Consider the following 24,943-nt stretch of genomic DNA (forward strand, 5'->3'; position numbering starts at 1 on the left):
TACGGAAAGTACGACGGCGGAAGGCAGGCTCCCGCCGTCGTCCTCCTTTAGCCCAAACGGCCGCGGGTCTCCGGCACCTTGGTCAGCGTCAGCAGCAGGAACACGATCACCGCCGCCCCGCAGAGCCAGTAGGCCGGCGAGTACGAGACGCCGGTGGCGTTGACCAGCGCCGTGCCGATGAACGGGGCGGTGCCGCCGAAGAGCGCGTAGCCCACGTTGTAGCTGACCGCGGCCGAGGTGAAGCGGGTCTTGGTGCTGAAGATCTCGACGAAGAAGGTGTAGCAGCCGCCGCCGTAGATGCACAGCGGCAGCACGAAGAGCAGCTGTCCCAGGATCGCCAGGCCCAGCGAGCCGCTGGTCACCAGCATGAAGCACGGGAACGCCAGCAGCGCGATCGCAGCCGAGCCGGCAATCAGCATCGGCTTGCGGCCCACCTTGTCGCCGATGATCCCGCCGATCGGCAGCAGCAGCGCGTAGGTCAGCATCGCCACCGCGTTGGCCAGCAGGGACGCCTCGCGGCTGAGGTTGCCGGTGGTCTGCACGTAGCCCACGAAGTAGCCGGTCAGGAAGTAGAAGCCCATCGCGGTCATGCCCATCACGAAGATGACCTGCAGCATCCGCACCTTGTTCTCGCGGAACGCGTCGCGGATCGGGCTGTACTCCTTCTGGTCGGCCTTCGCCGCCACCTGCTTGAACGCCTCGGACTCCTCCGTCTTGGAGCGGATCCACACGCCGAACAGGGACAGCGGCAGCGCCAGCAGGAACGGAATCCGCCAGCCCCAGGCGAAGAACGCCTCGTCCGACATGCTCTGGCTGAGGATCAGGATCATCGCGCCCGCCACCACGGACGGCAGCGCGGTGGCCGCCAGCGTGATGTTGAGCCAGAAGCCGCGGCGGTGCACCGGCGCATGTTCGAACACGAACGCGGGAGCGCCCACCGATTCGCCGCCGGCCGAGAAGCCCTGCAGCAGCCGGCACAGCACCAGCAGCGCCGGAGCCAGCGCACCGATCGCCGCATACGGCGGCAGCAGGCCGATCGCCGCCGTCGCCCCGCCGATCGTCACCAGCGTGATGTAGAGGACCTTGCGCCGGCCGAGCTTGTCGCCCAGCTGCCCGAAGAACAGGCCGCCGATCGGCCGCGCGATGAACGCGACGCCGAACGTCGCGAACGTGGCCAGCAGCCCGACCAACGCATTCTCGCTCGGGAAGAACAGCTGCGAGAGCGTCACGGCGGACAGGCCGTAGAGCGCGAAATCGTAGAACTCGATGAACTGGCCAACACTGCCGCCGGCGAGCACGCGCTTCTGCATGCCGGAGGTCTTGTTGGACTGTGCGAACGCCGTGGCGCTGGCGGCTCCCTGCCGCATCTGGGTCTCGTTGGTCGTCATGACTGCCAACCTACGGAGGCGGAATTGCGGTTCAGTTGCCCGGCGTTACGGCGGTGTAAAGCGTTCGGGCGGGAAAGGTTTCGGGCCGGACCCGGTTCAATGGGGCCTCCGGTAATCGAACGGAAACATGGCAGGTTCTGTCGCAATGCAGTTCCTCCTGGTTGCGTTGGCCGAACCGCGGCTCCTGCCCCGTATCTTCACGGGAACACCATCACCACCGGCCCGGCCCTTCGGGAATGCACCCCAGTCTCTGTGACCGCGCTCACAGCTGTCCAATTGATAATTTCTCCAGTCGCCATCGATTCCTTCTATTCGAAGAACGACGGCGGCACCACCCTTAGGTGGTCATCTCCCCTACCGGTCCGCGCCGTAGAGCTTCTTGCAGATCGCCTCGAAGGCCAGGGCCCGCCTGGTCGGGCGCAGCCCCTCCGGGCGGGCAATGACGACCTCGATCCCCGGCAGCTCGTCCACCAGCCGCAGCGGCACCACCTTCCCGCCGGAGTACGTCAGGTTGTGGTGCAGCCGCTGGTTCAGCACCGAGTAGCCGTGCCCGCGGGCCACAAAGGACCGCACGGTCTCATAACCCGTCACCCGGTGCCGGATGTTCGGAGTGATGCCGGCGATCTGGAACAGCTGCAGGTAGTACTCCCGGGTGTGCGGCAGATCGAGCAGGATCATCGGCTCTTCCTGAAGGTCCCGCAGCGCCACTTCTCCCTCAGGATCCGCCGCCAGCGGATGCCCCTCGTGCACCAGCACGTGCGGCGGCACCCGCTCCACGAGCTGCGTGCTCACTCCATCCAGCAGCCCGAGCGTGTACATCAGCGAGACCTCGCAGCGTCCCTCGAGCAAGGAACGGCGCAGGAACTCCTGGTCGCCCTCGAGGAAGGACACCCGCACATCCGGGTACTGCTGCTCGAACGCCTGCAGGATCACCGGCGCCCGGAACGGAGCCAGCGGCGCGAACAGCCCCACCGTCAGCTCGCCCGTCAGGTTCTCCGACATCCCCCGCGCCGACTCGTACAGCGAATCAGCATGCTCCAGGAACGCCGGTAGCTCCTTTGCGAACTCCCGCCCCGCCGGGCTCAGCTTCAACCCCCGCTGAGGCAGCCGGATGAACAGCTGCACCTCCAGCTCCTGCTCCAGCTGCGAAATCGCATTCGACAGCGCCGACTGCGTAATCCGCAGCCGCTGCGCCGCCGCCGTCATGTTCTCCGTCTCCGCCACCACCGCGAAGTACCGCAGCTGAATCAGAGTAAAAGGCCTCGCCATGGTTGTCATTTTGACAGGATTGACAGGCAACTAGAGGAGATATCGGATTGGGATGTCGTGGCCATACCTGTCAGGGCCAGACGCTAAAGTGAGACGACGACAGCAACACCGCCCATGACTACAGGGCGTGTGCCCACCGGAGGTCCTGTAACAAAAATGAGCGGCTTATCTCGCGCCCCATACGAACGCGATATCTCAGCGTCTTCCATAACCATGCTCGATCTGTTCGCCGGTGCTGGCGGACTGACGAACGGCTTTTATGCCGCCGATGACCGCTTCGTGACCAAGCGAGCCGTTGAGTTTGATGCTGCGGCTGCTGCGTCTTTTGCCGCGACATACGGACAGAAAGTATACGCAGGCCCAATTCAGGACTGGCTTCATGAAGAGCAAACGCCCCAGGTCGACATCGTCATTGGTGGCCCACCATGCCAGGGGTTTTCCCTCCTTGGGAAACGCGATGAGAATGATGAACGCAATCAGCTTTGGCAGCAATACGCGCAGACGCTAGCCAAAGCCCAACCCAAGTACTTTGTCGTCGAAAACGTTGCGACATTCGTTAAGTCCAAGCAGCTTCTCGACTTTCACGAGGCCACCTCACCTACTGGCCTGCTAGCGGATTACGCCTTTGAGTGGCAGATCCTTAATGCTGCTGATTTCGGCGCGCCTCAAGCTCGTAAGCGGGCTATTCTCATCGGCCATCGGAGAGACATGGAGAAACCCGTCTTTCCGACGCCGACTCACGTTGGTAGACACCGGACAGTCCGTGACGCGCTTGAAGGTATAGATTTCCTGCCTGACGGCCGAGAACTCGGGCCTGCCCGAATCCAGACTGCCACTCGTCCTATGCCTGGCCCCTTTAGGACGATAGACCTTCATCTAGACCGGGATTACAGAGCCATTTCCCTAAAGCGATTCGCCGCGATCCCTCCCGGAGGGAACCGGATGGACCTGCCGGATGACCTCAAAGCCACATGCTGGTTGGGTCACTTGTCAGGTTCTGGCGATGTAATGGGACGACTTCACTGGGACAAACCTTCTGTAACTATACGGACGGAGTTCTTTAAGCCAGAGAAGGGGCGCTATTTGCACCCAGAGGCAGACAGGGCCATTACCCACCTAGAGGCAGCTCGTTTGCAAGGTTTCCATGATGAACACCGTTGGGTTGGATCAAAAACCGCGATCGCAAAGCAAATAGGAAACGCTGTACCACGTTGGCTGGGTCAAGCTATTGCCAGTAGTTTGCTCCCTTATGTGAAATAATCCTTTAAGCTGTTGGGGTAGGCGTACCCCGCCCCACATGTGAATCTTGTCAGTGACGACGAGTAGATATGTAGGGACAGCAGACGCTGAAGTCGTAAAGGTTGGGGGCAACCATGCTAGAGCAATGGGCCGGAATTGACGGAACGATAGCAAAGTTTATTCGTACAGACGCACAATCCGCTCTTGAGGCGTATCGCGTGCGGCCGGATCTGGTGCGCGAACACAGCAACATAGAGCAATCCATCTCGCAAAGCGGATACGGCCGGAAGCAGCTCAATGAACTAATCCAGAATGCGGCAGACGCGATGCGTGGCCACGGCGGACGTATCGCAGTCGTACTCACAAACGACGCCTTGTATTGCGCCAACGAAGGAGCGCCGTTCACTAGCAGCGGCTATCAGACACTAATGCTGTCCCACTCCTCGGACAAGCGCGATGACCAAATCGGACGATTCGGCTTGGGCTTCAAATCCGTGCTGCAGGTTTCGGACACGCCGCAGATCTTCAGTCGCTCCGGCTCGGTTTCCTGGAGCAGGCAACGGAGCCAGCAGTTGCTGGAATCCGTCTTACCAGGGTTGGTCAACTATCCCGTCCTGCGTCTCGCCGAACCGATTGACGCTAGCGCCGAGGCGGAGAATGACAACGAGCTTGCCTCCCTCATGTCATGGGCTACGACGGTAGTCCGACTTCCCCTGCGTGGCAACGCGTCGTGGCTACATGACGAACTTGCATCGTTCCCACATCATTTCCTGCTTTTCTCCCCTGACATTCATGAACTGCGGTTTGAGGACCGTGTAAAGCAAATATCAACTGCCTGGACGTCGGAACGGACCGGCCAGCGAATCACTCTCTCCAGCGAGGGAGCAACCGAGGAATGGCTACTGCTTGAGCACGTGCACACGGTCTCGGAGACCGCGGCCGCAGATGCGGGTAGCATCTTTGCACGCCGTGAAGTCCCGGTAAGCTGGGCTGTGCCGCTGGATATCAAGTCCAGGCGCCAACTTGGCACCTTCTGGAATTACTTCCCGACCCAGCACAGGACTTCGCTCCGCGGCATTATCAATGCGGCCTTCAAAATGAACGAAGACCGGGTCAGCATGTTGGAAACTCTCTACAACAGGGAAATACTGACTCAGGCCGTTCCTCGGATGGTCGCTGGCGCCATGCCGTTTCTGAGTACAGGTAACGACCCAGCAGCCCATTTCGATGTTCTTCCGTCGCGCGACCGAGAAACGCGAAGCTGGGCAGATGGCGTTATTTACGATCCAATAATGACTGTATTGGCTTCCGTTCCATTCCTACCGGACCGATCCGGAACGCTTCAGACTATTACCAGCATGCGTATCCAGCCGGAGCTGACCGAAGCCATGGCAATCGAGGCTATGTGGGAAGCGGCCGTTGGAGCAGATCGACCTTGGGTTCACAAGAGCGCTTTTGCCACTAAGGAGCGCAACGGTCTCCTCAATCGTCTATTGTTCAAAGCCAACAAGAAGCGCGCCTCAGTCACCGAATGGATTGAGGAAGTTGTGCAGGAAGGCAGCCTGCAATCCTACGAAAACGCATTGCAAATCGCTGCCGAGATCGATCGCCGCCAACCTGACCACATTGCTGAGATGCGCCGAAGCCGCATCGTCTTGATGGCCGACGGAAGAATTGAAGCACCGATCGCAGGTCGGCTCGACTTGCCCACGGACAGCGACGAAGCCGGCGAGACCCTTGTCGCCTACGAGCTCCTGCACTACGGTCAATGCGCTGTGTACCTCCGAGCACTCGGGCTCGAGGTCCTCGACGGCATAGGCAAGATCAACAAACTTGCCCGGGCAGTCGCTGACGACTACTCGGATCCGGAGATGGCGCAATCGCTTTGGCGCGTTGCGCGCACCTTTAATGCGCCAGACGTGATCGAAGCACTGGGGAAATACACAGAGGCTTCGAAAATCCTCGTCAGGAGGCAAAGCGGATCGTGGAAGCCGCTGGGCACCGCCTGGCTGTCCGGACCGTACCTCAGCCATGAGCGTCCTGAGGATGCCCCGCTCGTCATAGATCCCCAGTTCCATGCACGAGATCTGGACCTTTTCCAGCGTCTCGGAATTCGCAAGACCCTGCCTGAACACACCTCGAACAAAGGCGATGCCTACGAATCTTGGAAAAATGCGGAAGCTCAGCGGCTTTCCAAAGAGTCGGAACAGAGTCCCGAACCCGTCGCGGCTGCTTCCATCAATTTCAATGTTGTACCGCACACCGAGCGGCTCCAGGAGCTCAGCATAGCCTCGGCTCAATCCCGGGAAACGATCACACGTGAGTTGTTGCGACGCACGCAGTATCGGGCTGTTGCCAAGTTTTCGTCGGCGTACAAGCGGGACGTCCCCCTCGAAGGTCCGGACCTTTGGTGGGTGAGGAACTTCGGTGTTTTCAATACGCCCTTGGGTTGGGTTGAAACCAAGTACTGCAGCGGAGATCCCGATGGGTTCCCGTCGGCCTTCCTGCCCTACCCCGGGGCGGAGGAAGCTGCAGCCCTAGCATTGCCGGATTCCGTTGACGCGATCCAGTGGCAGTATGTCGTTCCACTCGCAGAAAAGACGTTGTGCCTCGACGACGTCCACGTCCTGTATGGGCTCATGGCCAAGCATGGAGCGAGGGCACCCAAGGAGCTCCTCGTAGCCTATGGCCGAGGTCAGACGACGCGCTATCGCTCAGAAGACGTTAACGTTGCCGAGGATGCCAGCAGCCATGAATATCTGTCTGCCAGCGGTCGCCACGCATCAATCTACACCAGGCACAGCGAACTGAACGCAGCACTGGCCGAACACTGGGGCCTCACTCCGGTGTCCGTAGAGTTGCAAACCGAACTGCGAACAGTCGAAAGTAAGGATTCGGATCGTCAACCGGCGAACGAGCTCTTTCCGTTCATTGACCGTGCAAGCAAGGTCAAGCGGTCGACACTCTGTATCCCTTGCACCTCGATCGAACGCGTTCGACGTAACAATGTCGATGACCAGAAGGTCGTTGAAAGCCTCCAAATCGTTCGGGATAAGGACAGTGGTTACGTCTACTATGACGAGTCCCTGACCCGTAAAAAACTACTGCAAGGGCTTCTGGACGCCTTCGACGAAACACGCTCCTTACAGGCGATCGAAGACAAGCGTAAGTCGCTGATTGCCGACGCCAAGCAAAAAGCGCTCGTCGATAAAATCCGTGACGCAGACGGCCCGGCGCAGAAACTAATGGCGCTAGTCGGTCGGGAAGCCCTCGAAAGTTTGATCCCGCAGCCAGTGCAAGCGATGCTTCAGATGCGCCAGCTCACTCTGACTGATCAGTTGATCTTCGATGTGGTCAGCAACCTCTACGGCACAAACCTGATGCAGCGGCTCGAACCAGCGCTCAATGAGACCGGCATCGGCAACGTGGAGATCTTCCAGGGAAAGACGAGTGATGCCCGCGCTTTCCTGCGCGAACTCGGATTCTCGCCGGAGCTGATCAACGAGCCATCGGTCCGCAAGCCTCAACGCGAGGAGATCGTCGGGCCGGTGAGGCTTAAGGAACTTCACGATTACCAAAAATCGACTTCCCAGAAACTCAAAGCCCTTCTGTCGGGAACTACGGAGCATCACCGCGGTGTTGTCCAGCTGCCCACAGGGGCCGGCAAGACACGGGTCGCGGCGCAAAGCGTCATCGAACATCTGTCTGTGCAGGCAAAGCCGCAGCTTGTTGTATGGATTGCCCACTCTGAGGAGCTATGCGAACAGGCCATCGAATCATGGTCGAACGTATGGCAGGCTGTTGGGCCGGAAGGCGAGCGGATGGCCGTCAGCCGTTTATGGGGTGGAAACTCAGCTCAACAAGAGAACACCCGCCTTCACCTCGTCGTCGCCACCATTCAAACGTTGTCGCGGATTGCTGACGATGCCGACCGTGGCGAACCTCGCGGTCTTAAATACTCGTGGCTAAGCAACCCGGATATCGTGATTATCGACGAAGCCCACGGAGCCATCGCCACGAGCTACACGGGTGTATTGAAGTGGATGAAGCGTTCGGCCCGCAATTCTGCCGGTCCTCTGATCGGCCTGTCGGCCACCCCCTATCGGGGCACCAATGAGATTGAAACCGAGAGGCTGGTCAACCGCTTTGAAGCCAACCTCATCGAACCAAATGAGTTCTCCGCTGAGGATGCCCATGAGTATCTTCAAGGAATCGACGTGCTGGCCAGGGTACGGCACGAAGTGCTTGAAGGCATTAAGCTGACGCAGCGCAACACGGCCTCGGAGCGGAATCTGCCGGAAGACGATGCTCGCAACGCAATGCTCGATCAGCGGGTTGACCTGGATCTCGTTGCAGCGAGTGCAGAGCGGAACGAAAGAATTCTGGCGCATCTAAGCGATAACCAGGATTCGATCGCGCACGCTCTCGTATTCGCTGCATCTGTAGACCACGCGGAAGCTCTGGCAGCAGTACTCAGCGCGACAGGCATTCCCGCTGCCTCGATCTCCGGCAGGACCGGTTCCGCGCATCGGCGCAGCCTGATCGAGCGTTTCCGCAAGGGCGAGCTCAAGGTCCTGACCAACTTCGACGTCCTCAGCCAGGGCTTTGACGCCCCCAAGGTAGACGCCGTTTACCTGTGCCGGCCGACGTTCTCTCCCAATAAGTACATTCAAATGGTTGGACGAGGCCTTCGCGGACCGGCCAACGGCGGCAGCGAGGAAGTGTTAGTCGTAAACATTCAGGACAACCTGGACCAATTCGGCACCGCATTGGCCTACACCGAATTCGATTACCTGTGGAACCGTACGGAGTCCTATGCAGTCTGAAATTGAGCTGGATCCAAGCCAGCAGGACGTAGCCCACGCAGCGCCCGAAGAGCGACGATTCGTGGTCGCTGCGGCTGGCCAGGGCAAGACCGAGGTACTGCTGGAACGTATCCGTTCCTTGAGGGCCGACGGGCTGAATCCGGCAGATGAAGTGCTAGTACTCAGCTTTTCCCGGGCAGCGGTCGAAACGGCACGTCGCCGTTCTCTGCAACAGGGGCTCGACGGCGTACTCATCTTGACGTTCGATGCGCTGGCTGCCCGTCTGCTGCTGGACGGCGCCACAGATGCCAATCCGCTGGCCGGCAGTTTTGAACAACGGATTAGGCGGGCCACCGAGCTCGTACGGGACGGGGACCTTCCTCCCTTGCTGGAGCCGGTACGTCACATTCTCATCGATGAAGCACAGGACGTCGTCGGGGACCGTGCCGAACTGGTTCTGGCGATCTTTGATGCCCTTGGCGATGACCTAGGCTTCACAGTGCTGGGTGACCCGCTGCAGGGCATCTATGACTTCCAGCTCGACGAGTCAGTCTCACAGATGACGTCCTCCGAGTTCAGACGACGTCTCTTTGATGACTACGCTCCAGAGCTCGTGCAGCTGGAGGGCCATTATCGGGCGACCAGCAGCCAGATGAGGTCGTTGATCGATATAGCGGGCAGGATTCGGCCGAGCGACGGCGACGTGGAGGTTGTGGAGAGCGCCCACGAAGTTTTGGACCGGTTCCGACGCAGCATCACAAGCAGCAACTTTTTGGATGAAGCAGGTGTCTTAGAGCCGGACGACGGTGATACTACAGCCGTTCTTACTTCAACGAACTACGAGGTCTTGATTGCCAGTGAGCTGTTGTGGAATGAGGGAATCAGCCATGTTGTCCGCCGCAGAAGCCAGGACATGCGCGTTGCTCCGTGGGTGCATACCGTTCTTCATAACCTTGAAGCACGGTCCTATCCGGAGAAGGTAATTCTCGACAAACTGTCAGCGCTAGGTGACGAGTCCGTCGAGGACCGATGGAGGGATCTCAAGACGGCAGAAGGTGATTTCCGCTCGCACAGCTCGCTCAATGTCGCCTTGTTGGGCCAACGCCTGAGGCATCTGTCCGTCCCTGTCTCGCTGACTGTCAGCGACCATCACGCATTGACAGTTTCCACTGTACACCGGTCCAAAGGCTTGGAGTTCACCAACGTCATCTATTTGCCGCCTGGACCGAAGGCGCCAGCGGGGCAGCGAACCTGGCCGACGCTTAGGCAAAAGTATGTTGCTTTGAGCCGAGCTCGTGAGCAGCTCATCTCTTCCGGGTTTCCCAAGGGTGCCACAAAGGCGTGTAAGACCTTGGGGACTAGCAATCGCTGGAGCGAGCTGCGCTTTTATGGCGGACGCTCGAATACAGCGCGGATGGAATTCCTGAATGCAGACATTGACGATCAGCTGCCCTTCGGACGTTCAGTCCAGGAAGCTCTGGAGGTGCAGTTGCGCCTAAGCGAACAAGACGTCATCGGCACACCAATTCACGGAGTCCTGGATGAGTCGAGTGTGCAAGATGGCAGCGCGGCGAGATACTTCCTCTTCGACGAGGCGGGCAATGCCGTCGGCCGTACGGCAGAAGGATTTGGCTGGGACCTCAGGAGAGCGTTCCGTCTCGGCCGGAAGTGGAACTGGCCCGAGAGCTTCTTGGGTGCCCGCATCACCTCGGTGGAATGCGCGACGGGAAACCCTCAGGAAACCATGGATGCCAGCATTGGAGCCTCCGGTATGTGGCTGGTTCCCAGGTTGACAGGCTTGATTCGACCCATTTGGAAGAAAGAGCAGTGATGGAAACCCTCGACTCAAAATATGCCTTTCGCCGTGAAATGATTGACCGGCTCAAGACGGATCTCTTCGGGCCGGGATCCCAGGATGAAGTGATCAACGAACGACCGCTGGAACGCTACGTGACCGGCATCCTCTGGCCGGCGGCGGACGAGTCTGTCGAAGAGGTTCCGGATGACCCAGAGTCAGTTGCGGCAGCTAACGGAGAGGCCGCACCGGATAGCCCGGTAGCCAACGCTCGTCTTGCCTTCCCCAGCAGTATCGGGCTCACAGTTGCCGTCGACCTTTCCCTGACCAACGAGCTCATCGTCAGGCCTCGCGCGGCCCGCTATGAACCGGCCGAGAATGACGCGTTGGAAACGGGCAAACGGATGCTAAGCCCGGATTGGCGTCGGATCGAACTCGAAGAACGGCCTATCACGGTTCCTCTGAAAACCGGTGCTTCCACACGCAAAGTGGATGAAGGACTTGAACTATATACCTTAGTACGTCCGCGGCAGGACGGCGTTTCCTCGGTGACGCTTGTACTGCGGAATCGGAAGCCCAAACCGCCTACCGGCACGGACCGCGATATCGCCTGTTGGTTCCAGGTTGGCCTCACCGTCGAAAGCCCGGACTTCTCGTTGACTGATCGGTCCAAACTTCGAACCACGGTTTCAAATGACGCAGATCTGGCTTCGGCCGAGCTCATCTACCGCGAGCACATGATCTTTGCCGCCGGACACGGTTGTGCCGTAACCGTTGACGACCAAGACATTGACGAGGCGAAGTGCCGACGTGTCTCGACCACGTTTGTACCAACCGTCGATGTCCATCGTTCAAAGGCAGGAAGCAGTGCTGCAAACCTGCGGCTCGGTTTCCTCGGCTCGGCCCCGCGCGAAGAGGTCCTGCAGCAGCTCGAAGCCCTTGCCTCCGACTACGAAGGGTGGATCCGGTCCAAGACGGCGTCAATCGATGCTCCCGACACGGGCGTCCCAGATCATCTCCGTAAGGTGGCGCAAGACCACATGGACGATGCGAGCAAGGCGCTGTCCAGAATCCGCAACGGCATCCAAACCCTGCGCGATTCCGATGAAGCCTTCGAGGCATTCCAGCTAGCCAACCAGGCCATGCACATGCAGCGCTCCCGCCAGGACTGGGTGCGCAGCGGCCGGGCCAAGGACTTCGGGTTGGAAGACAAGCAGGCCTGGCGGCCGTTCCAGCTTGCCTTCATCCTCATCAATCTGCCGTCGGTTACAGATGGGAACCACAAGGAACGTGACGTTGCCGATCTGCTCTGGTTTCCCACCGGCGGGGGCAAGACCGAGGCCTATCTTGGTCTCATCGCGTACCTGATCCTGCTTAGGCGGCTGCGCGACCCTGGTGCCAAGGGGGTGGCCGTCATCATGCGTTACACCTTACGCCTGCTCACCATCCAGCAGTTCGAACGAGCAGCCATGCTGATCTGCTCCCTGGAATCTGTTCGCATCGCAAGTGATGGGCGTCTAGGCAACGAAGCTTTCGGCATCGGCCTCTGGGTTGGCTCCGGCGCTACTCCGAACAACATCAAAGACGCCAAGGCCAACCTCAACAAACTGATGCGCGGCGACAATGTGGTCGAGGGCAACCCCTGCCAGATTGAAGCATGCCCATGGTGCGGGAGCCGCCTCCGGCCCGAGAACTACGTTGTATACAAGACCCCAATGGACCAGATGAAGGTCCGCTGCCCGAATGACGAGTGCGATTTCCGTGAAGGCCTTCCGGTTCACATTGTAGATACCGACGTATACCGGGAACGGCCGGAACTGGTCATCGGCACTGTCGACAAGTTTGCGCGTATGGCTTGGAATGGCGAAATTTCAACCATGTTCGGCCGGCTGGACAAAAATGACCATGGTCCGGATCTGATTATCCAGGACGAACTCCACCTCATTTCCGGCCCCCTCGGTTCCACGGTCGGGCTGTTCGAGACGGCGGTCGATCTCGCAGCAGGCGGCCGCCTGCGACTGAACGAATCCTCCAATGGTCAACGGCGTCCTAAAATCATCGCCTCGACGGCGACGATCAGGCGGGCAGGAGACCAGATTCGCTCGGTCTTCAACCGTGAATCGGAGTTGTTTCCCCCGCCGGGACTCAGCCCCGACGACTCGTTCTTCTCGGAGAAGGCTCCTGCCGATGAACTAGGTACCCGCCAATACGTCGGCGTTATGGCGGCAGGCACCAGCCATGCCACGCTCATGGTGAGGACCTATGCCTCGCTCCTTCATTCGGCCATGGTTGTTGAGTCAACGGAGGAGGACCGCGACCCGTACTGGACTCTTATCGGATACTTCAACAGCCTGCGCGTGCTCGGCTCCGCCCACCTTCAGGTCTACGACGACGTCGCTGCACGGCTCCGGCTTCTGGCGCACCGCGAGGGACGGGAGAACGCACGGGAGGTTCAGCTGTCAGAGTTGTCCAGCCGCGTCGAAAACAACCTGATACCCGCCGCCCTTAAGGCGCTGGAACAGCGTCTTGGTGGACAGCTCACACCGCAAGACGTAGTGCTTGCAACGAACATGATTTCAGTCGGCCTCGACGTCGACCGGCTTGGACTAATGACGGTCATGGGACAGCCCCAGTCCAGTGCCGAGTATATCCAGGCCACCAGCCGGGTGGGGCGCAAGCATCCGGGGTTGGTCGTGACCATCTTCAATTCGGCAAAAACCCGTGACCGCTCTCACTTCGAAGGATTCACCGACTACCACGGAGCCCTCTACAGGGCTGTCGAAGCCACGAGCGCCACCCCCTTCGCAGCCCGCTCCCGCGACCGGGCGCTTCATGCGATGTTCGTCTCCGCCTTGCGTATGGTGGCCCCTGAGCTGCGGTCGAACACCGACGCCAGTAGCGCCCGCGATGCCTCCGCCGTCATTGACCAGGTGCGCAACGTGGTTCTGGACCGTGTCAGGAAGGTTGATGAGCGTGAGCTCGCGGCGACAGGGAACGAGCTGGAAACCCTTCTCACCACATGGCGCACCGCGATCAACAACAATGACCAGCTGGTGTACGACAACCGCAGGAACCCCCAAGGTGCCTTGTTGGTGAACGCTACAGATGCCCTCGATGACCCGGAATTTGCCTACTCCACGGCGTCAGTGCCGTGGCCCACGCCATCGAGCATGCGGGACGTCGACGCCGAAACAACCCTGCGCCCCTCCCGCATGCGCAAAACCGCTACTGAACCGGGATTCCAGCGAAAGGACGGCAACTGATGGCCCGGACGAACTATGCGGCCCGTCGTGCCCAGCTCATTTCCACCTTCGGCGTCGGAAGCCTCTTTCCCGCCGAAAACAACAGCTTCATGATCACGAGCACTGACCAGTGGGACGAGAAGCGGCTCAAGCGGGTTTCCGAACCCCGGCTGGCCAGAAACCTCAGGGTCAATGAGCTGTGTCTTCCTCCGTCAGGGAAGAGCGGACACATCCCAGTGGTGCGTTTCCCGGACATGCTGGTCTGCCCACGCTGCAACCGGCTGGGGAACCTCAGGGAGCTCAAGTCCCGTTACGACGACCCGGTCTGCGGCCTTTGCTCCAAGAAAGGCGAGCTGGCACCCTCACGTTTCGTCGTCGCCTGCGAGAACGGGCATCTGGATGATTTCCCCTACGCATACTGGGTCCACAGCTACAATCCGGAAGACCGCGAAAACCATAAGCTGAGCCTGATCTCCGAGGGGCGGACGTCATCGCTCGCCGACATCATCGTTCGTTGTTCCTGCGGCAAGGCACGTTCAATGGCCGATGCCTTCAACCCCCTTATGCTCAAGGAGATGCGCTGCGGAGGCAACCGGCCGTGGCTGGGCTGGGGTTACCGCGAGAAGGGCTGTGACAAGCAGCCCAAGACGGTGCAGCGCGGTGCCTCTAACGTGTGGTTCCCCGCAGTACGGTCCGCCATCTCCATCCCGCCGTACTCGGAGTTCCTCAGCCGGCTCGTGACGCAGCGGGCGCCTCAGCTCTCCAACCCAAAGATCCTCGAACCGGTCGCGGAGTTCCTGCTTGAAGACATCGTCAAGGAATTCCAGGGGCGGTTCTCCCTTAAGGAACTTCGGTCAGAGATCGAACGCCAGTTCCACGGAGGCGAAGAGGACGAACTGAGCGAGAAGGAACTGCGCGAGCAGGAATTCCTGGCCTTGATGAACGGCCGCCAGGACAACCCGGACTCCGAGTTTGTGGCCGAGGTGATGTCTGTGCCTGAGAAACATTGCGCTTGGATTCAGGCCGTCCGGAAGGTAACGCGCCTCAGGGAAGTTAGGGCGCTGTACGGGTTCAGCAGGTTGTTTCCCCGTGAACAAAATCCCGAGGCCAAGCTCTCACCGCTGTACCCGGAAGATAATGTCCAGCACTGGCTGCCGGCGATTGAAACGCTCGGCGAGGGCCTTTTCATTGCCCTGGACAGGGAACAGGTCGACGCATGGGCCGCGACCAAGTTCGCGCGGTCCCGCTATGAGATTCTGAAACGCAATGCCGATCAGGCCGCGGCCGCACGTAATACAACACCGGTCCCTGTCGACATTGTCCAGGTTCTCCTCCATACCCTTTCCCACATGGTCATCGACCAATTGGCACTGGATGCTGGCTATCCAGCGTCGTCAATCCGGGAACGCATCTACATCAGCGAAGAACAGTGCGGGGTTCTCCTGTACACGGCCACAGCGGATTCCGCAGGCAGCCTGGGCGGCATCGCTGCCCAGGCACACGCCGACCGTCTCGGAGCGGCCCTCTCCGAGGGGATCGAACGGACCTCATGGTGCTCGGCAGACCCCGTTTGCATAGAGTCCCAGGGCTCAGGAACCGACGCGCGCAATTTGGCGGCTTGCCACTGTTGCGTGCTGTTGCCTGAAACGAGCTGTGAACTCTTCAACAGTGAACTGGATCGTGCCTGTCTGTTCGGCATTCAAGGCCAGGAAGCACAAGGGTTCTTTGCGTGGGCTGAGAGCTCAGGACACCGGCCCCAGACAGGTGACCAGGCGGAAGAAACGGGGATTGTGGTGCCTCCGGCAATCGAAGACAGCAAATGGGAGAGCATCTATCTGGGTGAACCGAAACTTCGCGAACTGATTGAGGAGATCGCCGACGCGGACGTTCCTGTAGCTGAATGGGGTCAGGATGCTGGCCTTGAGAACCAGTGGCAGATAGACCTGTCCTGGCGCAGTGAATACGTGGCTGTATTGATTGACAAGAACGCCGAACGTGACGAGTGGCTCGAAGATCAAGGGTGGAACGTCTTCCACCTCGACGATTATGCGCCGAGCGACCTGGCACACCGCATTAGCCAGGATGTCTACTAAGTTCCTTGCAGGCAGCCCCGAATGGACCGGGCCGGGACACCAACCAACAGTGTCCCGGCCCCTTTCATCAATTTAGGTAGTATTCGCGCGTCATTGCATTATGTTCTCAGTGGCTGCCCCGACTACTTCATACCAAGCAGCTCCGATGGCTTGCCGCTCCATGTCACTACAAGCCCATCTCGAGCCCTGGTCGCTGCTACATAGAGCAGGGACCGTTCCCGAAGCAGAGCATCCGCGCGCTCCGCTGGCGCCACATTACTGACTTGGTGCTTTGCCGGAAGCGCCTGGTCGGAGATGCCAAAGAGCACGACTCGTGTGAACTCCATGCCCTTCGAGCGGTGCATTGTCATGACGGTTGGTATGCCAGGCTCGTCGCGGCCCACCGAGGCGGTTTTAGCGGTCAGCCCTCGTTCCTTGAGTCCGTCAACAACCTTTGCAACCTGATAGTTTGCACGGACTAAGACCCCGACATTCTCCAGTGCCACGCCTTCGTCACGCCACTGGGTCAAGTAGTCTGCGAGGACGTCCAGTTCGTCTGCAAAGGAACCTGCGCTGCGCTCCTCAGGCAGTGGGCCGGTGCGCGCCGAAATATATCCGCTATCCGGCACCTTCCCACCTTCCATATCCGTCATGGCCGCCCCTGTCAGCAGTCGAACGGCGTAGTCAAGGTTTTGCTGTGTCGTCCGGTAATTGAGGGTCAGGCGGCGTGACCGACCCACGATGGCAATCCCAAAGCGTGACAGGGGTACTTTCTGCCCGTAGATCCGCTGCTGGGAGTCTTCTGCGATGAACAGATCGTCTGCATGTACATCCGCCAGTTCCCTGAGAAAGAGCCAGTGGCCGGCATGAAGGTCCTGCGACTCGTCCACGAGCACGTGGTCAGCCAAACATCGGCCTCCCAGCGCCGTACGTTGCCTGAGAACGGCAGTCGCCAGATGGGCAAGCTCCACGAAGGAACAGTTCATTTGGATACTGTTGTAGTTGCGGTAGGCGGCGATTATCGTCCAGATATCCAGGCGCTTCGAGCGGTTGAGGGCCGTTCCGCGGCCGGTGCGCGGCACCGTGAGATAGGCATCCTTCGAGCTGATGAAGTTTGGAAGCACGACGGTCTCATATTCCTGCTGGAGGAATGTGGCGTTGGCCAGCTCCGGTTCCAAGTTGTGGGTGACATCATTGATCGCCGCCTCCCACTGATGCCGGGCCAACGCGGCGTCGAGTACTTTGCCGGGGATAACGCTCTCAGTGCCGAAAACCTCTTTCATCGCCCGCCGCTGCTCTACATCAGTGGCGCCGTGCAGTACCCTACTGACGAGGGAGTCCACACCACCTATATAGATTCCGGGATAGCCGGGAGCTGCCGACCGCGGGAGATCCGCGTCCAGCTTGCCGAGTCCCGTGGACAAAGAGTCTGCCAGCGTCGTGGTGTAGGTAGTCAGGACGATTCGTGACTGCGGTTCAGATAGGGCCAGCATCCTTGCCCTGTGGAGCAGCACGACAGTCTTACCGGTGCCGGCCCCGCCAGAGAGACGGAAGGAACCGTTGTAACGGCGCTCCGCGTAGATGCGCTGTTCCGGGTGCAGGAAGGTGCGCCAAGCGTCGAAATCACCGCCCTCAATGACCTGCTTCAGTTCCTCGGGGTTGTCGCCCACGAAGGTGAACTGCATCTTCGTGGCCGGATGCTCGAGGGCCTTCCGAATCTTCTCTTCCTCGGACTCGTCGGGGTTGTCGACGTAGCCAGTGAGGGACAGCTTTTCCTGGATCTCTGCTATGCATGTCCCCGCAGCCAATTCAAGCAGCGCTGTTGCCTGCCATTCCGGAGCTTCTGCCATTACGTCGAAAAGGTCTTCTTCGGACGACGCGGCAAATACGTGATCGACGATCTCGGCGTCAAGTCCGAGGTCCTTCACGAGGTCCGCCGCAACGAGCCCATAACCAATCAGTGGGTTCGACCACAGCTCTCCGGACGGTTCGCGCTTCTCGTCGCCGGCCTGCGAATCCTGCTCGCCAGCCTTCTTCTCTTTTTGCGGCGGAGTTGTAGTCACGGGGTCCGGCGTGGACTCGCGGATGACTTCCAGAACGCCATTGACCGAATTCACCTTGAGAACACTCGACCGGGCAATATTGATGGCCTCGTCGTGCGGCCAGGCTCCGTAGTAGAAGTAGTGCGGGATCGTTTCATAGAGCACCTTGAACAGCACGGCACGGTAGTTGAGGTCGATCCGCCCTGTGCGGACCCGGGGATCAGCCGGGGTGTGCATCGGCTCGATGTGAAGGCCAGGGGCGGTGTCATCCTTTTGGAGCTTTTCGAAGAAGGAATAGACCTTCGCCTTCATGGCGCCGTCGATCTTGTCCTTCTGCTTAATCCATGTCACTAGTGCCATGTCAGGCTCCCCCTATTGTGATACCACATCAGTCACGTATAAATGTGAGTCCTTCTGCTTCCGAAGGCGGTTTCTACGGCTAGTGCCTCCGCCTCACCTCGGGCCCGCCCGAGCGATTAGTTCCATTGGCGAACGGTCATACGGCACGCGGCCTTGCCTCAAAAAGTCTTGGTTCCAATGTGCAGGAATTATCGAGGGCACCCTGGATCGTGTATAGCTCCGGCTGTTTTGCGCCGAAACGAAAGACACGGTAGAGGTGGTAACGCTCTGCCTCTTCTCGCGAAAACCGCACTTCGTTTATGCCCACTAAGAATGGCCATTCTCTAACTCGCCGGGTCGTCTTGACGGAAATATATCGTTCGCGCCCACCCACGTCGAAGGACAGGACGTCGTACCCCACGACGTGGGAATCAAATGGGGACATGCCCTCGACTCGCTCAGCCAGTCGATCTAGACCAAGGCTTCGGAGTCTTTGCTGCTCAAACTCGACGACCGCCAGTTTGCCAGCCTGCTTCAGACCCAGCTTTTCCGCTTCAATTTTCACGTAATCAAACGGCGCCGCGTTGCCCTCAACGATGTAGTCATCGACCTCGACGGTCGGCGCCTCCACTAACTTCAGGGCAGCGCAATCAGGAGAGTCCGGTATCGGTTCGTCAGCTACTTTCAGCATGAGCCCATGAAGATCAGAATCGTGCACCCAGCGTTGCACCACGGCTTCGCGCAGCGCACCTTGTACATTCGCCCTCGGTTTATACCCCTCTATATAGAAGGATTTAAGCCCCTGCAGAACTGCACTAATGTTGCAGTGCTTGAACTCAACAGCACCCTTGCTACGACCGGTTACCGCCTGCACCCGCCGGTTCTCTTCTGCCTTGTTATATTGCTTACCAGTCAATTCTTGACGGAGCATCCTGAAGTAGCTTTCCACAGTCACATCAATCTCATCGTGACTCCAGAAATGACCGATTTCCCCCCTGTTCATCACACCAGGCTACCTTGTCGTATGGCCGGGAAACGTAAATCCTCAGGGGGTCCAGCTGACAGCAGCAGGACGAAAATCCGTCGCCTCCCATCGAGCATCGAAATATGCGCATATTAGAGGACGGCCGCACCTGCTTTCGGCCAGCTAAAAGGGCTAACTATGAGTTTCGCCGGAAAACTGTCGGCACCCAAGCCTTGGATCTCGGCCGGGTCTCCGTCGGTAATTCCGTCGGTCGGGAGGAGGTCTGGTCCAGAAGCTGGCCGAGAATAGCGCCTATCAGATCCTCGCCCAGGAGGATCTCTTGTACCGTGCAGGGTCGCGAAGGGTGAGTGCGCCGGTAAACAGGAGTAGAGCGAAAACGAGAACCGTTCTGATCACATAGCCACATGTGATCTTTGGCCTCGTTCCTGAGTGCAGACTGGAGTTGCTGCACAGAAACGAGCATACTGCTGTCATTCGCAGCCGACGCCGTCACCGTCGCGATCGAATTTGGTGTCCCATCCTGGGTCGCCCACCCTTATCGGTGCTACGCCGGCGGAGCGTACAGCAGTGCAGTTCTTGTAGACGACATCAGGACCGCTGACAGGACCGGGAACAGGTGCCGTGGGCGTATCCTGCACTGTTTCTGGTACCGGCGCGGGCTCAGCAGCAATAGGAACGGCTACACCACCCTCGTCCGTTGGAACTGGCTGATCTGGACACGATGACGTCAGGATTCGCTGAATTGCATCGTGCTCCGCCTGAGTCATCCACAGCCCATACTTCGCTTTCACAGCTGTCTGGATTGCCACGTATTCACATCGGAAGGATTTGTTAGGAGGAAGCCAGGTTGCCGCATCTCCATCGCTCTTAGCCCCGTTAGTAGGCCCATCCGTAGCCAACAGATTTAGCGGATCATTGCCGAAGGCTTCTCGCTGCTCGGGCACCAACTGTTGTGCCCCTTTTTGCCACGCGTCGGACAACGGCACAACATGGTCAATTTGTACTGCAGTGCTGGTTGCGTTGCCACGGACGAAGTGAATCGTCGTTGCCGTGAACGGGTCTGCTAGAACGCCGGATGCGACGACACACCTGTGAGTCCCGGGCTTATGTACTGTATTGGTCAGATCGCGGTTGAGGATGTCGTTACGGGCATCGCATCCGTTCCGATCGAGATCTTTCCACCCCTGACCGAACACGTCTCGGTCATATCCGGTCTTTGGAGCCCGCCCCTTGATCGCAATAGTTTCGAGCTGCGCCAGAGCAGTCCCCGCTGACGGATCGGCCGGCGCCCCCCTGACAGACTCCTCCCCCATGGGTGTGGGGGCCCGCTCGCTGATGATGGGCAACTCTGCCGGTGCTGCAGTGGCCGGAGCAGTGTCAAGGGTTTTAGAGGACTCGGGCGGCGTTGCACTGGCGGAGTTGGACTGACAGCCGGTTCCAGCGAAGAGAATCGAGATGGCGACCAGCGCGGAAAGGCCTTTGGCCTGAAGATTCTGCATTTTGTACCTTCGGTGGTGTCCTCCCACAACGCAAGCCGTTGCGGGAGGACCCGTCGAATTCGGGTTGAAGAGGTTACGACTCGCAGGCCGCGCCGTCGCCATCGCTGTCGAGGTGAGAGCCGTACCCGGGGTTTCCCCGATAGAGAGGAGCAGCCCCTGCAGCCTTGGCTGCAGTGCAGTTCGCGTAGTAGGCCGCCGGCGCAGGTGCCGGAGCTGCGGGCTGCTCGACTGGGGCCGGGCCGCTGCCGCCGCCTGATGAATCTTCGCAGGCGACGCCGTCGCCATCAGAATCGAGTTCCGGATTGTAGCCCCGTGAACCGGAAGTGATGTTGGACAGACCGTCGTTCGCTGCATCTGTGCAGCTTGCATAGCGGTTTGCCTGGGCTTCGGCCTCGCGTTCCGCTCTCGCTTGGCGCTTCGCTTCTTCCGCTGCCTTACGTTCTTCCAGGGCTTTACGCTTGGCCTCCGCCTTCTTAGCAGCCTCCGCCTTGGCCTTCTTTTCGGCGGCGGCCTTCTCTGCGGCTTCTTCCTTGGCCTTCTTTTCCTCCGCGACCTTCTTGGCTTCCGCTGCCTTTCGCGCTTCTTCTTCAGCGATTACAGCAGCTACCACTTTGTCGTGATCGTCGCGATCCATCCACAAGAACACTCCATCTTGATCTTCGGTGCAGATGTAAACCTCGCCGTTGATCCCCTGAATCATGCCTTCTGAGTCGCACTCGGTGAATGCCACCGTGCTGACACTGGGGGACGGAGACGCCGTGAAGCTGCCAGTAACCGGTTCAAGTTTTTCTTCGGCAGTGGCTGAGGCCCCTGTGACTACAAGCCCCAACACAAACGCCAGGACACCGAACATCGAGGTCATTTTGGCTGCACCCCGGCTGCCGAGCCCCATCCACGAGCGACGCTTGAACACAAGCGCGAACAGGCCAGAGACAGCAGCAAGGATGCCGAGAATTACGAGATAGGGACCGAACCCGCCGTTTGCAAGAAAAATTATAAGCAGCATCAAAAGGAGTGCAACTGTTATCCAGAAAGAAACAGTGGGACGCCACTTCGGAGACCGATTTTGAGCAGGCTGATAGTACGGATTGTCATACATGGTTTCCCCCAACGAGACATGATAAAGCGTTTATGTCGAGGGAATGGTATCAGCTGGAATGCAATTCGGCATAGAGGAAGCCGGATTGCGAGCAGGCTCGCTGGGATCAGTCTTTACTGACTAAAGACTTGAAAGCGTCGAGCATCTGCTGCAGGCCTGAACTGCCGCCCAGGCTAATGGGCATCACGTCACCCGCGGCGCCCTTGCGGGTAAAGACTGCCTCATCAGCAGTTAGAAGTAGCGCGATGGGATCAACGTCTCGCCAGCGCACCCTCTCAAGGTTAGATCTACGGAATGAGCCAGAAAAAATGGGCGTCAGGAAATCTGCGGGAGTAGCCGCCCCAGAGTCTTTCCTCATGACAACGACGCGAAATTCCTCGACGGACGGGGCAACGGCCACCCCCTCCTTGACCGTGGCTAGAACCGTCGAAGCCAAGGCAGCAACGTATATTGCATTGCGGTCCGCTTTAGTTCGCTTCTTCGTCGTGTGTCTGCCCGTTGGTGTGAAGGACGGTGTCCTCTCGGGAACCATCTGCGCTGATCCAAACAGAATGACCACCGTGGCGTAGTTGGTGCCGTCTTCGGTCCCTACGTCGACGCAAGTCGCTTCAGAAGCGTTGTCAGCAAAAGCTTCCTCCAGCGCCATCATGACTGCCTCCGGCTCATGACCGAGGAGCTTTTCCCAGTTCTCCTGGGCCAGTCCGCAATGAATCCGGTAGCTGCGCTGCCACTCCGCTTCGAGTCGAGCCTTCTCGGCATGAGCCATTTGGTCGGCTTGGACCTTCGCTGCCTTGCGTTCAGCCAACTGAAAGCGACCGATTCCGGCCAGCATCTGCTGAGACAACGCGTCACGGATGAGTTCGTAGTCAGCTGTGGGCGGCACTGGAACGTCGACTGGCGCGGCCCGCTCAAAATCCTCGTGATGGAGCGACACCAAGGCGTTCTCCAACACAGCGAGCTCCGCGATCTGCGCTTCGGCGGCAGCTGCCTTTTCAGCACGCGCAAGTTGCGTGAGGCTGGGACGTTTCGGTTGGAATGAATTACTCGAGGGACGCCTCGTCGTCGAGGTGGGGCTCGACTGGCTCACTCGTACTCCGCCGATCTTCGCCGACGAATATATCCCGCCGCTGCCGAAGGAGACCCGCGCCTTGCTGCTTCCGACGCTCGTCCGGATTCCCCTGCTGGAGGCACTGATTCGAACGCCTGGAGCGATCTTGAAACTTACTCGTGCCATGACTTCTCCCCCAAAAGAAACGCTTGACTGCGCTACAGCCTATCCGATTGGCGACAGCCAAGACTGGTTTCCGGAAAAAACACCGACCTCCTACGGCATTCACTCTCTAGCGAATCGCAAAGTTCTGACTTTCAGTTAACAGCCCTTGCCAGAATCGCAAACAACGACTAGCTTCGACGCATGGCATCAAATGAGACCGGCGTCACAGAGCGGGTTCGGGCGTCGATTCGGAACTCGGGGATGGCCCAGCGCGAGATCGCGCATCACATGGGTCTGGACGAGACGAAGCTGTCCAAGGCGTTGAATGGCACGCGGCGGTTCCATCCGGAGGAGCTGACGAGCCTGGCGGACATCACCGGCGTAACGGTGAACTGGCTGCTGTCGGGTTCGGACGAGACGCATGGGCCGTCGGTTCCGCCGCCGGCGATGGTCCTTCCGACCCGGCATCCGGAAAACAACGAGCACGCGCAGAAGCGGCGGGCGATCATCGAGGCGGCGTGGTGGCTGTTCGCGCGGCGCGGCTATTCGGCGGTCCGCGTGGCCGACATCGCGTACGCCTGCAGCCTGAGCACGGCCGCGATCCACTACTACTTCTCGGGCAAGCGCGAGATCTTCGCCGAGGCGCTGCGCTACTCGATCAAGCTGGCCTTCGACCGGCAGATCGCCGAACTGCTTCAGGTTAGCGACCCGGTGCGCCGGCTGAAGCGGCTGATCGAGCTGCAGTTGCCCGCCGGCGAGCGCGGCCAGGCCGAGTTCTCGATCTGGCTGCAGACCTGGGCGGACGTCGCCGTCGAAGGTTCCGGCAAGGAGAACCACGCGCAGGGCTACCGGCGGTGGCTCAAGACCGTGGAGGACGCGATCGTGCAGGGCCAGGAGGCCGGCGCCTTCGTGGTCGTCCCGTCCGACCAGCTCGCCATGGAGCTCACCAGCCTGATCGACGGCCTGGGTATCAAGGTCCTGACGGGCATGCTGACTTCGGATCAGATGTACCGGCATATCGAAAGTTTTATCGACCGCAATATCGTCCTCGAACAAGGGAGCCCTGCATGAACCGCAAGGTCATCGTCACCTGTGCCCTCACCGGCGCCGGCGACACCACCGGCAAGAGCGAGCACGTGCCCGTCACTCCGGAGCAGATCGCGGACAACGCGATCGCCGCCGCCCGGGCCGGCGCCTCGGTGGTCCATATCCACGTGCGCGACGTCGAGACGGGCCAGGGATCGCGCGATGTGGCGCTGTACCGCGAGGTCGTCCGGCTGGTGCGCGAGAGCGACGTCGACCCGGTGATCAACCTGACCGCAGGCATGGGCGGCGACCTCATCCTGGATCCAGGCGAGCCGACCAAGCAGCTGCCGGGCACGGACCTGGTGAACGCGATCGAGCGGCTGGCCCACGTGGAGGAGCTGCGCCCCGAGATCTGCACCATCGACTGCGGCTCGCTGAACTTCGGCGAGGGCAGCCAGGTCTACATCAGTACGCCGGACATGCTCCGCGAGGGCGCCGAGCGGATCAAGGAGCTGGGGGTCAAGCCGGAGATGGAAATCTTCGACACCGGCAACCTGTGGTTCGCCAACATCATGGTCGAGGAGGGCCTCATCGCTCCCCCGCCGCTCTACCAGCTCTGCATGGGCATCCCCTACGGCGCCCCGGTCAACGCGGGCCTGCTGCAGGCCATGGTCAACATGCTGCCCGACGGCGCCCAGTGGACGTCCTTCGCGATCGGCCGCGACCAGCTGCCGTGGGTCGCCCAGTCGGTCCTGCTCGGCGGACACGTCCGCGTGGGCCTCGAGGACAACCTCTACCTCAGCAAGGGCGTCAAGGCGACCAACGCTCAGCTCACCGAGCGCGCCATCCAGATCGTGCACGACCTCGGGTCCTCCGTCGCCACTCCGGACGAGGCCCGCGAAATCCTCCGGCTCGAGAAGAAAGCGTGAA

Annotated in this window: 15 protein-coding genes; 8 read left to right on the forward strand and 7 right to left on the reverse strand. The window is 59.8% G+C overall.

Going from position 1 to position 24,943, the window contains the following annotated elements; genetic code table 11:
- Positions 1–47: 47 nt before the first annotated feature.
- Together AHIS1636_RS01775 and AHIS1636_RS01780 are read right to left on the reverse strand one after the other, a co-directional pair.
- The gene (locus tag AHIS1636_RS01775) at positions 48–1,388 is read right to left on the reverse strand and encodes an MFS transporter (protein WP_264794082.1); all 1,341 of its coding nucleotides are present in this window, start codon (positions 1,386–1,388) and stop codon (positions 48–50) included.
- Positions 1,389–1,742: 354 nt separating this feature from the next.
- The gene (locus AHIS1636_RS01780; RefSeq protein ID WP_264794083.1) at positions 1,743–2,657 is read right to left on the reverse strand and encodes a LysR family transcriptional regulator; all 915 of its coding nucleotides are present in this window, start codon (positions 2,655–2,657) and stop codon (positions 1,743–1,745) included.
- 213 nt (positions 2,658–2,870) lie between these two features.
- On the opposite strand from AHIS1636_RS01780, the gene AHIS1636_RS01785 reads away from it, so the two are divergent.
- The 5 genes from AHIS1636_RS01785 (at position 2,871) to drmB (ending at position 15,831) form a co-directional block, all read left to right on the forward strand.
- A complete protein-coding gene (locus AHIS1636_RS01785) occupies positions 2,871–3,917 on the forward strand; it encodes a DNA cytosine methyltransferase (protein WP_264794084.1) in 1,047 nt (348 codons plus the stop codon).
- A 113-nt stretch (positions 3,918–4,030) separates the two neighbouring features.
- Positions 4,031–8,722, forward strand: coding sequence for a DEAD/DEAH box helicase (locus AHIS1636_RS01790; RefSeq protein ID WP_264794085.1), 4,692 nt, complete (start codon positions 4,031–4,033; stop codon positions 8,720–8,722).
- Positions 8,712–10,532 carry a UvrD-helicase domain-containing protein gene (locus AHIS1636_RS01795; protein WP_264794086.1) on the forward strand — a complete coding sequence of 607 codons (1,821 nt, stop codon included), beginning with the start codon at positions 8,712–8,714 and terminating at the stop codon, positions 10,530–10,532. Before AHIS1636_RS01790 ends, AHIS1636_RS01795 begins: the two co-directional genes overlap by 11 nt.
- Entirely contained in the window at positions 10,532–13,759 is a 3,228-nt protein-coding gene (locus tag AHIS1636_RS01800; RefSeq protein ID WP_264794087.1) for a helicase-related protein, read from the forward strand. Before AHIS1636_RS01795 ends, AHIS1636_RS01800 begins: the two co-directional genes overlap by 1 nt.
- Positions 13,759–15,831, forward strand: a complete 2,073-nt coding sequence (gene drmB, locus AHIS1636_RS01805) for an MrfA Zn-binding domain-containing protein (protein WP_264794088.1) — start codon at positions 13,759–13,761, stop codon at positions 15,829–15,831. The genes AHIS1636_RS01800 and drmB overlap by 1 nt, the downstream gene beginning before the upstream one ends.
- A 122-nt stretch (positions 15,832–15,953) precedes the next feature.
- Here the strand turns inward: drmB and AHIS1636_RS01810 are convergent, their stop codons facing one another.
- From AHIS1636_RS01810 to AHIS1636_RS01830, 5 genes are all read right to left on the reverse strand, one after another.
- Positions 15,954–18,212: a 3'-5' exonuclease gene (locus tag AHIS1636_RS01810; protein ID WP_264794089.1), complete on the reverse strand. Its 2,259-nt coding sequence runs from the start codon at positions 18,210–18,212 to the stop codon at positions 15,954–15,956.
- 136 nt (positions 18,213–18,348) lie between these two features.
- The gene (locus AHIS1636_RS01815) at positions 18,349–19,194 is read right to left on the reverse strand and encodes a protein NO VEIN domain-containing protein (protein ID WP_264794090.1); all 846 of its coding nucleotides are present in this window, start codon (positions 19,192–19,194) and stop codon (positions 18,349–18,351) included.
- A 452-nt stretch (positions 19,195–19,646) separates the two neighbouring features.
- Complete coding sequence (locus tag AHIS1636_RS01820) at positions 19,647–20,675, reverse strand: GmrSD restriction endonuclease domain-containing protein (RefSeq protein WP_264794091.1); 1,029 nt, start codon at positions 20,673–20,675, stop codon at positions 19,647–19,649.
- 73 nt (positions 20,676–20,748) lie between these two features.
- Positions 20,749–21,786, reverse strand: coding sequence for an excalibur calcium-binding domain-containing protein (locus AHIS1636_RS01825; RefSeq protein ID WP_264794092.1), 1,038 nt, complete (start codon positions 21,784–21,786; stop codon positions 20,749–20,751).
- Positions 21,787–21,880: 94 nt separating this feature from the next.
- A complete protein-coding gene (locus AHIS1636_RS01830) occupies positions 21,881–22,726 on the reverse strand; it encodes a hypothetical protein (RefSeq protein ID WP_264794093.1) in 846 nt (281 codons plus the stop codon).
- A gap of 58 nt (positions 22,727–22,784) precedes the next feature.
- On the opposite strand from AHIS1636_RS01830, the gene AHIS1636_RS01835 reads away from it, so the two are divergent.
- The 3 genes from AHIS1636_RS01835 (at position 22,785) to AHIS1636_RS01845 (ending at position 24,942) form a co-directional block, all read left to right on the forward strand.
- On the forward strand, positions 22,785–23,147 hold the full coding sequence (locus AHIS1636_RS01835) for a hypothetical protein (RefSeq protein WP_264794094.1): 363 nt from the start codon (positions 22,785–22,787) through the stop codon (positions 23,145–23,147).
- Positions 23,148–23,248: 101 nt separating this feature from the next.
- Entirely contained in the window at positions 23,249–24,058 is an 810-nt protein-coding gene (locus tag AHIS1636_RS01840; RefSeq protein ID WP_264794095.1) for a TetR/AcrR family transcriptional regulator, read from the forward strand.
- Positions 24,055–24,942: a beta-keto acid cleavage family enzyme gene (locus AHIS1636_RS01845; protein ID WP_264794096.1), complete on the forward strand. Its 888-nt coding sequence runs from the start codon at positions 24,055–24,057 to the stop codon at positions 24,940–24,942. The genes AHIS1636_RS01840 and AHIS1636_RS01845 overlap by 4 nt, the downstream gene beginning before the upstream one ends.
- The last annotated feature ends 1 nt before the right edge of the window (position 24,943 follow it).

It is taken from the genome of Arthrobacter mangrovi, from assembly GCF_026011795.1.
Taxonomy (GTDB): domain Bacteria; phylum Actinomycetota; class Actinomycetes; order Actinomycetales; family Micrococcaceae; genus Crystallibacter; species Crystallibacter mangrovi.

Excerpts from the sequence above, each read along its gene's own strand:
- AHIS1636_RS01775 (WP_264794082.1), bottom strand. The coding sequence starts at position 1,388 with ATGACGACCAACGAGACCCAGATGCGGCAGGGAGCCGCCAGCGCCACG.
- AHIS1636_RS01780 (WP_264794083.1), bottom strand. The coding sequence starts at position 2,657 with ATGGCGAGGCCTTTTACTCTGATTCAGCTGCGGTACTTCGCGGTGGTG.
- AHIS1636_RS01785 (WP_264794084.1), top strand. The coding sequence starts at position 2,871 with ATGCTCGATCTGTTCGCCGGTGCTGGCGGACTGACGAACGGCTTTTAT.
- AHIS1636_RS01790 (WP_264794085.1), top strand. The coding sequence starts at position 4,031 with ATGCTAGAGCAATGGGCCGGAATTGACGGAACGATAGCAAAGTTTATT.
- AHIS1636_RS01795 (WP_264794086.1), top strand. The coding sequence starts at position 8,712 with ATGCAGTCTGAAATTGAGCTGGATCCAAGCCAGCAGGACGTAGCCCAC.
- AHIS1636_RS01800 (WP_264794087.1), top strand. The coding sequence starts at position 10,532 with ATGGAAACCCTCGACTCAAAATATGCCTTTCGCCGTGAAATGATTGAC.
- drmB (WP_264794088.1), top strand. The coding sequence starts at position 13,759 with ATGGCCCGGACGAACTATGCGGCCCGTCGTGCCCAGCTCATTTCCACC.
- AHIS1636_RS01810 (WP_264794089.1), bottom strand. The coding sequence starts at position 18,212 with ATGGCACTAGTGACATGGATTAAGCAGAAGGACAAGATCGACGGCGCC.
- AHIS1636_RS01815 (WP_264794090.1), bottom strand. The coding sequence starts at position 19,194 with ATGAACAGGGGGGAAATCGGTCATTTCTGGAGTCACGATGAGATTGAT.
- AHIS1636_RS01820 (WP_264794091.1), bottom strand. The coding sequence starts at position 20,675 with ATGCAGAATCTTCAGGCCAAAGGCCTTTCCGCGCTGGTCGCCATCTCG.
- AHIS1636_RS01840 (WP_264794095.1), top strand. The coding sequence starts at position 23,249 with ATGGCCCAGCGCGAGATCGCGCATCACATGGGTCTGGACGAGACGAAG.
- AHIS1636_RS01845 (WP_264794096.1), top strand. The coding sequence starts at position 24,055 with ATGAACCGCAAGGTCATCGTCACCTGTGCCCTCACCGGCGCCGGCGAC.